This is a genomic window from Enterobacter cloacae complex sp. P42RS, from assembly GCF_014930595.1.
In the GTDB taxonomy this organism is placed as follows: Bacteria; Pseudomonadota; Gammaproteobacteria; order Enterobacterales; family Enterobacteriaceae; genus Enterobacter; species Enterobacter bugandensis.
On the sequence record NZ_JADBRK010000012.1, the window covers coordinates 25,367 to 38,931 of the forward strand.

The following is a 13,565-nucleotide window of genomic DNA, read 5'->3' on the forward strand; positions in this document are numbered from 1 at the left end:
TTATTATGAATTAAAAATTCTTAAGGTACAAAAAATGAATCTTGGCTCACTTGTTTCTGAAACGCGTAACCCGCAAACCATGGATCTGGATGCGCTCTCCACCCTGGAGCTGGTTAACCGCTTTAATCAACAGGATACGCTGGTCGCGCAGGCAGTGAAAGAGACATTGCCAGAGGTGGCGAAAGCGGTCGATGCGGCGGCGGAAGCTCTTAAGGCCGGTGGTCGCATTATCTATATGGGGGCCGGTACCAGCGGGCGTCTCGGGGTGCTGGATGCCTCGGAATGTCCGCCCACCTTTGGCGTTCCGCACGGCCTGGTGGTTGGCCTGATTGCAGGTGGTCCCGGCGCGCTGCTGAAGGCCGTTGAAGGGGCGGAGGACAACAAACAGCTGGGTGAGGATGACCTGAAGGATCTGAACCTGACGGCGAACGATCTGGTGGTCGGCCTGGCGGCATCCGGGCGCACGCCGTACGTCATTGGCGGCCTGGAATACGCCAACCGGACCGGCTGCACGACGGTCGCCATCTCCTGCAACCCCGGCTCGCCGATTGCGCAGGTGGCCGCTATCGCCATCTCTCCGGTCGTTGGGCCGGAAGCGCTCACCGGCTCCACGCGCCTGAAATCCGGGACCGCGCAAAAGCTGGTGCTCAATATGATCTCCACCGGTGCGATGGTGAAGTTCGGCAAGGTCTACCAGAACCTGATGGTCGATATGCAGGCCACCAACGTCAAGCTGGTGGACAGAGCCTGCCGCATGGTGATGGAGGCGACAGGCGCGGGCCGTGAAGAGGCAGAAGCGGTGCTCAGGCAGACCGATCACGACGTAAAACCAGCCATTTTGATGATCTTAAGCGGGCTGGACGCGGCGGCTGCGCGAGCCAAACTCGACGCGCATAACGGCTTCTTACGGGCGGCATTAGAAAACTAGCAGAGGCGTTTATGGACAAAACAGCAGCGCTCGCCAGCGATATCCTGCAGGGGATAGGCGGGGAGAAAAATATTCAGCGTCTGGAAAACTGCATGACGCGCGTGCGCGTCGAGGTGCATAACGACGACCAGCTTGACGTGCCGGGCCTGAAGAAGCTGTCCGGCGTCAGCGGCTACGTAAAACAGGGGCAGCAACACCAGCTGATCGTCGGGCCGGGCAAGGCGGCGCAGGTTGTCGATGCCATGCGCGCGCTGATGGTCGGCGGTGCAAGCGTGACGGTTGACGACGCTGAACGCACCAAAGCGCAGGCGAAGGCCAAATACAAAGCTCCCATGAGCGATGCGCTGCGACAGCTGGCAAACGTCTTTATCCCGCTGATCCCGGCGTTTATAGCTTCCGGCTTGATCACCGGGATCATCAACATCCTCAAGCGCCCGGATATCGTCGGGGATTTTGCCACGCAGTATCCGAACCTGCTGGGCATTCTCGGGATCTTCGGCAGCGCGGTGTTTGCCATTATGAACATTCTGGTCGGGGTCAATACCGCGAAGGTGTTTGGCGGCTCGCTGGCCATGGGCGGCGTAATGGCAGGGATCTTGTCCAGCCCGCAGCTGGCGCAAATCACGCTGTTTGGCGAGGCGCTCCAGCCTGGTCGCGGCGGGGTGATTGCCGTGCTGCTGGTGGTTATTCTTATGTGCTGGATCGAGAAAAAGCTACGCGCGGTTCTGGCTGGCTCGATTGAGCTTATCCTCAACCCGCTGCTAACCACGTTAATTACCGGTAGCGTCGCGATTGTGGTCCTTCAGCCACTCGGCGGGTGGATCTCTGACGCCATCGCCCACGGCGCGTCTCTGGCTATAGACCGCGGCGGCCTGCTGGTGGGGGCGGTGCTGTCAGGTACCTTCCTGCCGCTGGTGCTGACCGGCCTGCATCAGGGGCTGGTGCCGATCCACGTCGAGCTGGTGCAGGCGCACGGTTATAACGCGCTGCTGCCTATTCTCTCGATGGCGGGCGTCGGGCAGGTGGGGGCAGCGATTGCCGTCCTGATGAAAACCCGCAACGCGCGCCTGAAAAAAGTGATTAAAGGGGCGCTGCCGGTCGGGCTGCTCGGCATTGGCGAGCCGCTGATATTCGGCGTCACGCTGCCGCTGGGTAAACCGTTCCTTGCGGCCTGTCTGGGGGGCGCGGTAGGCGGGGCACTCATCAGCTACTGGAAAGTCGCCACCGTTATCACCTTTGGTCTCTCCGGTTTACCGCTGGCATTAACCATCGTGACCGGAAAAGTCATGCTCTATCTGTTAGGCTATTTAGTAGCGGTGATCGCCGGGTTCCTGTTTACCTGGCTGTTAGGATTCAACGACCCAGAGGAGTAAGGTTTGGCCAATCACGAGCGTCGCGTTGTCTTTTTCGATCTGGATGGAACGCTGCATCAGCAGGATATGTTTGGTACGTTTATGCGCTACCTGCTGCGGCGTCAGCCTCTGAACGCGCTGCTCGTCTTACCGCTCTTACCCCTCATTGGCATCGCGCTGCTGGTAAAAGGCCGGGCGGCGCGCTGGCCGATGAGCCTGCTGCTGTGGGGATGTACGTTTGGCCACAGCGAAGCGCGGCTCAAACAGCTCGAAAAGGAGTTCGCTCTCTGGTTCCGCGGCCACGTTGCCGCGTTTCCCGTGGTGCAGGCGCGCCTGACCAGCTATCTTGACGCCAACGATGCCGATATCTGGCTGATTACCGGCTCCCCGCAGACGCTGGTGGAGCAGGTCTACTTTGATACCCCCTGGCTGCCGCGCGTAAATCTTATCGCCACGCAAATTTCCCGCGGCTACGGCGGCTGGGTCCTGACGATGCGCTGTCTGGGGCATGAAAAAGTGGTCCAGCTGGAAAAACGCATCGGCACGCCGCTGCGTCTTTACAGCGGCTACAGCGACAGCAAGCAGGACAACCCGCTGCTCTATTTTTGCCAGCACCGCTGGCGCGTTACTCCCCTCGGTGAACTTCAGCAACTCGAATAGTCTTATCTGTAAGGGCTGTGTATAATGCCGCCCGCTTTTCGACTGGAGTATCAGCCCTTGTCCACCTCAGAACACAATCATGAATACTGGATGCGCCACGCGCTGGCGCTGGCTCAACGGGCCTGGGACGAGGGCGAAGTGCCCGTGGGCGCGGTGCTGGTTCATAACAACCGGGTGATTGGGGAAGGGTGGAACCGTCCTATTGGCCGCCACGATCCTACCGCGCATGCTGAAATTATGGCGCTGCGACAGGGCGGACTGGTGCTGCAAAACTATCGTCTGCTTGATACCACCCTGTATGTCACCCTTGAACCGTGCGTGATGTGCTCCGGGGCGATGGTGCACAGCCGAATCGGTACGCTGGTGTATGGCGCGCGGGATGAAAAAACCGGTGCGGCCGGTTCACTAATGGACGTGCTGGGTCATCCAGGAATGAATCATCAGGTGCAGACTATCGGTGGGGTACTTGCACCAGAGTGTTCGGGGCTATTAAGCGATTTCTTTCGAATGCGCCGTCAGCAGAAAAAGCAACAAAAGGCAGAATTGAAGTTGTCGGATGATTAAGCTCGTCCGGCGCCACAACCGGATAACTTTCCGCCAGCTGTTTTGCCTCTGTTGCCTCTTTCTCTTTCTCCAGCAGATAGCCGACCAGGCTAATCTGATACTTACGTATATTTTCCACGTAGGCGTAGGCTTCATGTCCGCGCGCGTAGCCATACGTCAGCTTGTTGTACCATGGCTTCTGGCTCAGCAGCGGCAGGCGCTGTTTTACGTCTGACCAGCTGTCCGGGTTTCCCTTCGTTTTCGCCGTCAGAGCCCGCGCGTCAAGCATGTGCGCGTAGCCCATGTTGTAGGCCGCCAGCGCAAACCAGATCCGTTCCTCTTCCGGCACGGTTTCCGGGACTTTAGCCATCATATCCTGCAGGTAGCGCGCCCCGCCGCTGATGCTCTGTTCCGCATCGGTACGGTCGTTAACGCCCAGGCTCAGCGCGGTATTTTTGGTTAACATCATCAGTCCGCGTACGCCCGTTGGCGACGTGGCCTGGGTGTCCCAGTGGGACTCCTGGTACGAGATAGCCGCCAGCAGTTTCCAGTCAATCTCCTGAGCATATTTTTCGAAAAGCGGCTGCAGGTCAGGCAGGACGCTGTCAACCGCGCGCAGGAAGCTGCGGGTGTCAACGTAGTCAAAGTCATCCCCGTGGCCGAGGTACTTCTCCTCAAGTCGCGCCAGCGTGCCGTCTTCATTGATGGTGTTATAAAAATCCAGCATGGCCGCCGAGAGGGTCTGGTCATCATCCAGATGGGTAAACCAGGTCACCGGCTGTTCGTCCGTCACGTCCAGCGCCACGGCGATTTCAGGATGCACCCGCTGGAACAGGCTGATCGCCACCGAATCGGCGATGGTGTAGGGCAGTTTCTGATCTTTGACCTGCTCCAGCAGCTCCGTTGTGCCGAGTTTAGGGTCAACCGTCCAGCTCAGATCCGGGTATTTTTTCTCCTTTAACTCACGCAGGTCGTCAATCACTACGTGGCCGGGAGCAATCGTCAGCTGTTGCGCGTTGATCGAGGCAAGCGTACGCGGGCGCAGGCTCCCGACGCGATAAACCAGCTGCTGGGAAACGGAGTAGTAGGTCGGGCCCGGCTGGTAGTTCTTGCTGCGCTCGCTGTTATAGACCAGCCCGGCAGCGAGGATATCGGCGTTGTTGTTGTCCAGGTCGTCAAACAGCTGGTTGATGTTCTGGCGGACGGTAATTTTAAGCTTCACGCCCAGATAATCGGCAAACTGCTGCGCCAGCTCATAATCCAGACCAATAATTTTGCCGTTGATGTCGCTGTAAATCAGCGGAGAGTTGAGGGTACTGACGCGCAGTTCCCCCCGCTCCTGAATGGCGGCGATACGATTTTCGGCTTTGCCGAACCAGGGGATGGAAGGCCAGAGGGCCACTGCCAGCAGCAACGTTACAATGCCGATGAGCAGATAATTAATCTTTAATTTTTTCAATTAGTTAATTCTCTGCGACGCCGGTTGCCTCAGTCTGCTGTAGCCATGTTAATCATAAGGTTTGTCATTGAATGAGCGGCATTTTGCGTAAACTTGCGCCACTTGGCAACCAATTAGAGAGACAGGTCACATCTATTGTTAAACGCTGAAGTCGATTTTATTTCGACGCAAACGGTTTCGTCGGCGCTCAGGATTCTCTATAATGACGCCCGTTTTCCCCCCTTGCGCACACTGTAAGCGCCCCGGCGCTTCGAAGACGAGAGACTTATGATGGAAATTCTGCGTGGTTCGCCTGCACTGTCTGCCTTCCGTATTACCAAACTGCTGGCACGTTTTCAGGCGGCCGACCTTCCGGTAAGCAATATTTACGCTGAGTATGTCCATTTTGCTGACCTGAATGCCCCCCTGAATGCAGAGGAGCGCGTACAGCTGGAACGCCTGCTCAAGTATGGCCCAAATCTGAGCAGCCATACGCCAACCGGCAAACTGATCCTTGCGACGCCGCGTCCGGGCACCATCTCCCCCTGGTCTTCCAAAGCCACCGACATTGCCCACAACTGCGGCCTGAGCCAGATTAACCGTCTGGAGCGCGGCGTAGCGTACTACGTCGAAGCCTCTACCCTGAGCGACGCGCAGTGGCAGGCGGTTGCGGCTGAATTGCACGACCGCATGATGGAGAGCGTGTTTGCCTCTCTTGATGACGCACAGAAGCTTTTCTCCCATCATCAGCCTGCACCGGTACAGAGCGTGGACCTGCTGGGGCAGGGCCGTCAGGCGCTGATTGACGCCAACCTGCGTCTCGGCCTGGCGCTGGCAGAAGACGAAATTGACTACCTGCAGGACGCGTTCGTTAAGCTCAACCGCAACCCGAACGACATCGAACTCTACATGTTCGCGCAGGCCAACTCTGAGCACTGCCGCCATAAGATTTTCAATGCCGACTGGATTATCGACGGCGAACAGCAGCCGAAGTCGCTGTTCAAAATGATCAAAAACACCATGGAACAAACCCCTGACCACGTGCTGTCTGCCTATAAAGACAACGCTGCGGTGATGGAAGGTTCCGAGGTGGGCCGCTTCTTCGCCGATCGCGAAGCAGGGCGCTATGACTTCCATCAGGAGCCTGCGCATATTCTGATGAAAGTGGAAACCCACAACCACCCGACGGCCATTTCTCCGTGGCCGGGTGCGGCGACCGGCTCCGGCGGCGAAATCCGTGACGAAGGGGCGACCGGTCGTGGGGCGAAACCAAAAGCGGGTCTGGTCGGCTTTTCCGTTTCTAACCTGCGCATCCCTGGCTTTGAACAGCCGTGGGAAGAAGATTTCGGCAAGCCAGAGCGCATCGTGACCGCGCTGGATATCATGACCGAAGGCCCGCTGGGCGGCGCGGCGTTTAACAACGAATTTGGTCGTCCGGCGCTGAACGGTTACTTCCGTACCTACGAAGAGAAGGTGGACAGCCACAACGGCGAAGAGCTGCGCGGCTACCACAAACCGATCATGCTGGCAGGCGGGATCGGCAACATCCGTGCCGATCATGTGCAGAAAGGCGAGATCGTCGTCGGCGCGAAGCTGATCGTGCTGGGCGGCCCGGCGATGAACATCGGTCTGGGCGGCGGCGCGGCCTCCTCTATGGCCTCCGGCCAGTCTGATGCGGATCTCGACTTCGCGTCCGTGCAGCGTGACAACCCTGAGATGGAGCGTCGCTGCCAGGAAGTGATCGACCGCTGCTGGCAGCTGGGCGAGGCCAACCCGATTCTGTTCATCCACGACGTGGGCGCGGGCGGCCTGTCCAACGCTATGCCGGAGCTGGTGAGCGACGGCGGTCGCGGTGGCCGTTTCAACCTGCGCGATATCCTGAGCGATGAGCCGGGCATGAGCCCGCTCGAAATCTGGTGTAACGAATCCCAGGAGCGCTACGTGCTGGCGGTTGCGGCCGACCAGCTGCCGCTGTTTGACGAGCTGTGCCGCCGCGAACGCGCGCCGTATGCCGTCATCGGTGAAGCGACCGAAGAGCAGCACCTGACTCTCAGCGACACCCATTTCGACAACCAGCCTATCGATCTGCCGCTGGACGTGCTGCTCGGTAAAACGCCGAAGATGACCCGCGACGTAACAACCCGTAAAGCGGCGGGCAAAGCGCTGGATCGCCAGGGCATTACCGTGGCGGAAGCGGTCAACCGCGTGCTGCACCTGCCTGCTGTGGCAGAGAAAACCTTCCTGGTGACCATTGGCGACCGTACCGTTACCGGTATGGTGTCGCGCGATCAGATGGTTGGCCCGTGGCAGATCCCGGTGGCGAACTGCGCCGTGACCACCGCGAGCCTCGACAGCTACTACGGCGAAGCGATGGCGCTGGGCGAACGCACCCCGGTGGCGCTGCTGGACTTCGCCGCCTCTGCACGACTGGCGGTCGGTGAAGCGCTGACCAATATCGCGGCGACGCAGATTGGCGACATCAAACGTATCAAACTTTCCGCGAACTGGATGGCGGCAGCCGGTCACCCTGGTGAAGACGCTGGCCTGTATGAAGCCGTGAAAGCGGTGGGTGAGGAGCTGTGTCCAGCCCTCGGCCTGACCATTCCGGTGGGTAAAGACTCCATGTCGATGAAAACCCGCTGGCAGGAGGGTAATGAGCAGCGCGAGATGACGTCTCCGCTGTCGCTGGTGATCACCGCGTTTGCCCGCGTGGAAGACGTGCGCCATACCGTTACGCCGCAGCTGGCGACCGAAGATAACGCCCTGCTGTTGATTGACCTGGGTAAGGGCCACAACGCGCTGGGCGCCACCGCACTGGCGCAGGTTTACCGTCAACTTGGCGACAAGCCAGCCGACGTGCGCGACGTGGCGCAGCTAAAAGGCTTCTACGACGCAATTCAGGCGCTGGTGGCACAGCGCAAGCTGCTGGCCTACCACGACCGTTCCGACGGCGGCCTGCTGGTGACCCTGGCAGAGATGGCCTTCACCGGCCACTGCGGCGTTGAAGCGAACATTGCAACGCTTGGCGAAGACCGCCTGGCGGCGCTGTTTAACGAAGAGCTGGGTGCGGTGATTCAGGTTCGCGCCACAGACCGCGAGGCGGTGGAAGCGATTCTGGCGAAGCACGGTCTGGCAGACTGCGTCCACTATCTGGGGAAAGCCGTTCAGGGCGACCGCTTCGTCATTGAAGCAGACGGTCACGCCGTGTTCAGCGAAAGCCGCTCACGGCTTCGCATGTGGTGGGCAGAAACCACCTGGCAGATGCAGCGCCTGCGCGATAACCCGGAATGCGCCGATCAGGAGCATAACGCGAAAGCGAATGACCAGGATCCTGGCCTGAACGTGAAGCTTTCCTTCGACATCAACGAAGATATCGCTGCGCCGTACATTGCGACCGGCGCGCGTCCGAAAGTGGCCGTGCTGCGCGAGCAGGGCGTTAACTCCCACGTTGAGATGGCGGCAGCCTTCCACCGCGCGGGCTTTGACGCTATCGACGTCCACATGAGCGACCTGCTGGCCGGGCGTACCGGTCTGGAAGATTTCCATGCGCTGGTGGCGTGCGGCGGTTTCTCCTACGGTGACGTGCTGGGCGCAGGCGAAGGCTGGGCGAAGTCCATTCTGTTTAACAGCCGCGTGCGCGACGAGTTCGAGACCTTCTTCCATCGTCCGCAAACCCTGGCGCTGGGCGTGTGCAACGGCTGCCAGATGATGTCTAACCTGCGCGAGCTGATCCCGGGCAGCGAAGCCTGGCCACGCTTTGTGCGCAACCAGTCCGACCGCTTCGAAGCGCGCTTCAGTCTGGTTGAAGTGACTCAGAGCCCGTCTCTGCTGCTGCAGGGGATGGTTGGCTCTCAGATGCCAATCGCCGTTTCCCACGGCGAAGGTCAGGTAGAAGTGCGCGATGCGGCCCATCTGGCGCAGCTCGAGAGCAAAGGCCTGGTGGCGCTGCGCTTTGTCGATAACTTCGGCAAGGTCACGGAAACCTATCCGGCGAACCCGAACGGCTCCGTCAATGGTATTACGGCGGTGACCAGCGAAAGCGGTCGCGCGACCATCATGATGCCGCACCCTGAACGCGTGTTCCGTACCGTGAGCAACTCCTGGCACCCGGAAAACTGGGGCGAGGACAGCCCGTGGATGCGTATCTTCCGCAACGCGCGTAAACAGCTGGGTTAAGATGTAAAGCAGGTACTTTGTAGACCCGGTGAGCGTAGCGCCACCGGGTTTTTTTATGCGTGTCGCAAAATTGCGACAAAGATGGTATATGGGTGTCTCCAAATGGAGACATTTAACTTATTGATTTATATATGGCAGGACAGGTTCCCGTTAAGGTGTTGCTTAATAGCGACACTTAGCATGGAAATCATTCAGCGCACAACAAATAGATTAAACCAATAAAAGATATATATTTCAATGTGTTAATATTTTGTTTTGCATTCTGGCATGGGTGTTGCATAATATTAACCAGTGGCTCATTCACCTTCTTATGTCAGCCCCTTCGGGACGTGCTACATAAACTTCGAATGACGCACAAAAAGGTGCCTGCCGTCCAACTACTGATCATAGCGATGCTTTATCAGGCCAGGGCGAAACGTCGAGTTAGGCACCGCCTTATTCCATAACAAAGCCGGGTTTTTACCCGGCTTTGTTGTATCTGAAGGGCAGACTCAGTTACGCTCTCCGTAAACCCCCATGAAGAGAGTAATGCGTTGAAACGCTGGCCCGTTTTTCCCCGCTCCCTGCGACAGCTCGTGATGATGGCCTTTCTGCTGATCCTGCTGCCGCTGCTGATCCTCGCCTGGCAGGCATGGCAGAGCCTCAATGCGCTGAGTGCCCAGGCGGCGCTGACGAACCGCACCACGCTTATCGATGCCAGACGCAGTGAAGCGATGACCAACGCTGCGCTGGAGATGGAGCGTAGCTATCGTCAGTACTGCGTGCTCGACGATCGGACGCTGGAGAAGGTGTACCAGAGCCAGCGCAAGCGCTACAGCGAAATGCTGGATGCCCACGCGGGCGTGCTGCCGGACGACAGGCTGTATCAGGCGTTACGTCAGGATCTGAACGATCTCGCGCAGCTGCAGTGCCAGAACAGCGGCCCGGATGCGGCTGCCGCCGCGCGCCTTGAGGCATTCGCCGCCGCCAATACCGAAATGGTGCAGTCAACGCGCACGGTCATTTTCTCTCGCGGCCAGCAGCTGCAGCAGGAGATTGCCGAGCGCGGCCAGTTCTTCGGCTGGCAGGCGCTGGTGCTGTTCCTCGTGAGCCTCGGGCTGGTGCTGCTCTTTACCCGCATGATCATCGGCCCGGTGAAGGGTATTCAGCGTATGATCAACCGCCTGGGGGAGGGGAAATCGCTCGGGGATACGGTTGCCTTTAAAGGCCCGCGCGAGCTGCGATCCGTCGGTCAGCGCATTATCTGGCTATCCGAGCGCCTGGCGTGGCTGGAATCCCAGCGTCATCAGTTCCTGCGCCATATTTCCCATGAGCTGAAAACCCCACTGGCCAGCATGCGTGAAGGAACGGAACTGCTGGCGGACGAGGTGGCAGGGCCGCTTACGCCGGAGCAGAAAGAGATTGTCGAAATTCTGGACGCCAGCAGCCGCAACCTGCAAAAGCTGATCGAGCAGCTTCTGGATTACAACCGCAAGCTGGCTGACGGGACGGTGGTACTGGAAGAGGTGGAGATTGAGCCACTGGTGGATATGGTGATCTCCGCCCATAGCTTGCCGGCAAGAGCTAAAATGATGCATACCGGGGTGGAGCTGAAGGCGCCGACCTGCCTGGCTGAACCCATGCTATTAATGAGCGTTCTGGATAATCTTTACTCCAATGCGGTGCACTATGGTACTGAATCCGGTAACATTTATATCCGAAGTTATACGAAGGGCTCCCGGGTGTTTATTGACGTCGCAAACACCGGCACCCCGATCCCCGATGACGAAAAAACCATGATCTTCGAACCCTTTTTCCAGGGGAGTCATCAGCGGAAAGGCGCGGTAAAAGGAAGCGGTCTGGGATTAAGCATTGCCCGGGACTGCATACGACGCATGCAGGGTGAGCTAAACATTGCCACGGACGAACGTTCAGATGTTTGCTTCCGTATTGAACTGCCCCTGAGCCGGAAAAATTAATAAAATGAATCTATATCTGGTGAGTATGTCACACGTCTTTTTCCGCGCCATACGCGCGGTGTTTTCCAGCAAAGCGGGTCGCCTGAGTCTACCCTGTTTAGTTCTGGCGGGGTGCGTTTCCCATGCGCCGCAAAGTGCGATAAGCGGTAAACAGGAAGACAAATGGCCCGATAACCAGCTGGCGGATTTCCTCTCTACCCGCTGTGAGGATATCTGGAATCTGTCAGGGCATGATGTCGAAAATAACCCGCTGTTCTGGCTGCGCGGAATAGACTGCGCCCAGCGGCTTGCGCCGGTAGACGCCCGCATGAAGGCGGCGATGCTGGATGAAGACACCTGGCAGGACGCTTTCAAGCGTGGGATTTTACTGGCCGATGCGAAAATTACCCCCGTTGAACGTCGGGCCAACGTGACCCGTCTGGACACGTTTGTGATCAATCTTCCCGCACAGGTGCGCCCGGTATACCAGCTCTGGCGGGATGGGCAGACGTTACAGCTGCAGCTGTCTGAAGAGCGCTCCCGCTACAGCAAGCTACAGCAGTCAACCGACAGCGAGCTGGATACGCTGCGCCAACAGCAACAGCATTTACGTACTCAGCTGGATACCACGACGCGAAAGCTGGAAAACCTGACCGATATCGAAAGACAGCTCTCGTCGCGTAAATACCAGCCTGGTAGTTCATCTGCTGCACCGGACAGCGATATGCCGAAACAAGAGGATGTGAAGCATGACGAGCCGTAAACCAGCCCATCTCTTACTGGTGGATGACGATCCCGGCCTGTTAAAGCTGCTGGGGATGCGTCTGGTGAGTGAAGGTTACACCGTGGTGACCGCGGAAAGCGGGCAGGAGGGGCTTAAAGTCCTCAGCCGCGAAAAGATTGACCTGGTGATCAGCGACCTGCGGATGGACGAAATGGATGGCATGCAGCTGTTCGCCGAAATCCAGAAGCAGCAGCCTGGCATGCCGGTCATTATCCTGACGGCGCACGGGTCAATCCCGGATGCCGTCGCCGCAACCCAGCAGGGCGTGTTCAGCTTCCTCACCAAGCCGGTAGATAAAGACGCGCTCTACAAAGCTATCGACAGCGCGCTGGAGCACGCCGCGCCCTCCGGAGACGACGCATGGCGTGAATCTATCGTCACCCGCAGCCCGATAATGCTGCGTCTGCTTGAGCAGGCGCGAATGGTCGCACAGTCAGACGTCAGCGTGTTGATTAACGGCCAGAGCGGAACCGGGAAAGAGATCCTGGCGCAGGCGATCCACAACGCCAGCCCGCGCAGTAAAAATGCTTTTATCGCCATTAACTGCGGTGCCCTGCCAGAGCAGCTTCTTGAGTCTGAACTTTTTGGCCATGCCCGCGGCGCATTTACCGGCGCGGTAAGCAGCCGGGAAGGGCTGTTCCAGGCCGCGGAAGGCGGCACGCTGTTCCTCGACGAAATTGGCGACATGCCTGCGCCGCTGCAGGTCAAACTGTTGCGCGTACTTCAGGAGCGCAAAGTGCGCCCGTTGGGCAGCAACCGCGATATTGATATTAACGTGCGAATCATTTCCGCTACCCACCGCGACTTGCCCAAAGTGATGGCCCGCAACGAGTTCCGTGAAGATCTCTACTACCGTCTGAACGTGGTGAACCTGAAGATCCCGGCGCTGGCGGAGCGTGCGGAAGATATTCCGCTGCTGGCGAATCACCTCCTGCGCCAGGCGGCAGATCGGCATAAACCGTTCGTGCGCGCCTTTTCGACTGATGCGATGAAACGGCTGATGGCCGCCAGCTGGCCGGGTAACGTGCGCCAGCTGGTGAACGTGATTGAGCAGTGCGTGGCGCTGACGTCCTCGCCCGTTATCAGCGACGCGCTGGTTGAACAGGCGCTGGAAGGGGAGAACACGGCCTTGCCGACGTTTGCGGAAGCGCGTAACCAGTTCGAGCTGAACTATCTGCGCAAGCTGCTGCAGATAACCAAAGGCAACGTGACCCACGCGGCGCGGATGGCCGGACGCAACCGCACCGAGTTCTATAAGCTGCTCTCACGCCACGAGCTGGAAGCAAACGATTTTAAAGAGTAATGCCGTATGGTACTGTGAGCAATCGATTACGAGGCAGCTTACAGGCAAGAGTTTAAGGACCCACCATGAAAAAGATTGATGCGATTATTAAACCTTTCAAACTGGATGATGTACGTGAAGCGCTGGCGGAAGTAGGCATCACCGGGATGACCGTGACGGAAGTGAAAGGTTTTGGTCGTCAGAAGGGCCACACCGAGCTTTATCGTGGCGCAGAGTACATGGTCGACTTTCTGCCGAAAGTGAAAATTGAAATCGTGGTCAGCGACGATATCGTCGATACCTGCGTGGATACCATTATCCGCACGGCGCAGACGGGCAAAATTGGCGACGGCAAAATCTTCGTCTTTGACGTGGCGCGCGTGATCCGTATCCGTACCGGCGAAGAAGACGACGCCGCGATTTAACCATTCGCCACCCGGCGAAAAAAAAGCCCCTCAAACGAGG

Annotated in this window: 10 protein-coding genes; 9 read left to right on the top strand and 1 reads right to left on the bottom strand. The window is 58.4% G+C overall.

Annotation, left to right across the window (positions count from 1 at the left end; genetic code table 11):
• The first annotated feature begins 34 nt into the window (after positions 1-34).
• The 4 genes from murQ to tadA are packed head-to-tail and all read left to right on the top strand — an operon-like array spanning position 35 to position 3,504.
• Positions 35-928, top strand: a complete 894-nt coding sequence (gene murQ / locus IM314_RS14940; RefSeq protein ID WP_047364180.1) for an N-acetylmuramic acid 6-phosphate etherase — start codon at positions 35-37, stop codon at positions 926-928.
• An 11-nt stretch (positions 929-939) separates the two neighbouring features.
• Positions 940-2,301 (top strand): PTS transporter subunit EIIC, encoded by a 1,362-nt coding sequence (locus IM314_RS14945; RefSeq protein WP_193359153.1) that lies wholly within the window; start codon positions 940-942, stop codon positions 2,299-2,301.
• A 3-nt stretch (positions 2,302-2,304) separates the two neighbouring features.
• Positions 2,305-2,940: a phosphatidylglycerophosphatase C gene (yfhb, locus tag IM314_RS14950; RefSeq protein WP_028014089.1), complete on the top strand. Its 636-nt coding sequence runs from the start codon at positions 2,305-2,307 to the stop codon at positions 2,938-2,940.
• Between the two features lie 24 nt (positions 2,941-2,964).
• Positions 2,965-3,504, top strand: a complete 540-nt coding sequence (tadA, locus tag IM314_RS14955; protein ID WP_193359152.1) for a tRNA adenosine(34) deaminase TadA — start codon at positions 2,965-2,967, stop codon at positions 3,502-3,504.
• Here the strand turns inward: tadA and mltF are convergent.
• A complete protein-coding gene (gene mltF, locus IM314_RS14960; RefSeq protein ID WP_028014088.1) occupies positions 3,392-4,942 on the bottom strand; it encodes a membrane-bound lytic murein transglycosylase MltF in 1,551 nt (516 codons plus the stop codon). The two genes, tadA and mltF, sit on opposite strands and share 113 nt — an antisense overlap.
• A 267-nt stretch (positions 4,943-5,209) precedes the next feature.
• Here mltF and purL point away from each other — a divergent pair, with 267 nt between their 5' ends.
• From purL to glnB, 5 genes are all read left to right on the top strand, one after another.
• Complete coding sequence (gene purL, locus IM314_RS14965; protein WP_193359151.1) at positions 5,210-9,097, top strand: phosphoribosylformylglycinamidine synthase; 3,888 nt, start codon at positions 5,210-5,212, stop codon at positions 9,095-9,097.
• Positions 9,098-9,630: 533 nt separating this feature from the next.
• On the top strand, positions 9,631-11,055 hold the full coding sequence (gene qseE / locus IM314_RS14970; RefSeq protein ID WP_120266918.1) for a two component system sensor histidine kinase QseE/GlrK: 1,425 nt from the start codon (positions 9,631-9,633) through the stop codon (positions 11,053-11,055).
• A 4-nt stretch (positions 11,056-11,059) separates the two neighbouring features.
• A complete protein-coding gene (gene qseG, locus IM314_RS14975; RefSeq protein ID WP_028014085.1) occupies positions 11,060-11,797 on the top strand; it encodes a two-component system QseEF-associated lipoprotein QseG in 738 nt (245 codons plus the stop codon).
• A complete protein-coding gene (gene glrR / locus IM314_RS14980; protein WP_028014084.1) occupies positions 11,784-13,121 on the top strand; it encodes a two-component system response regulator GlrR in 1,338 nt (445 codons plus the stop codon). The genes qseG and glrR overlap by 14 nt, the downstream gene beginning before the upstream one ends.
• A gap of 65 nt (positions 13,122-13,186) precedes the next feature.
• Positions 13,187-13,525 (top strand): nitrogen regulatory protein P-II, encoded by a 339-nt coding sequence (glnB, locus tag IM314_RS14985; RefSeq protein ID WP_003860685.1) that lies wholly within the window; start codon positions 13,187-13,189, stop codon positions 13,523-13,525.
• The last annotated feature ends 40 nt before the right edge of the window (positions 13,526-13,565 follow it).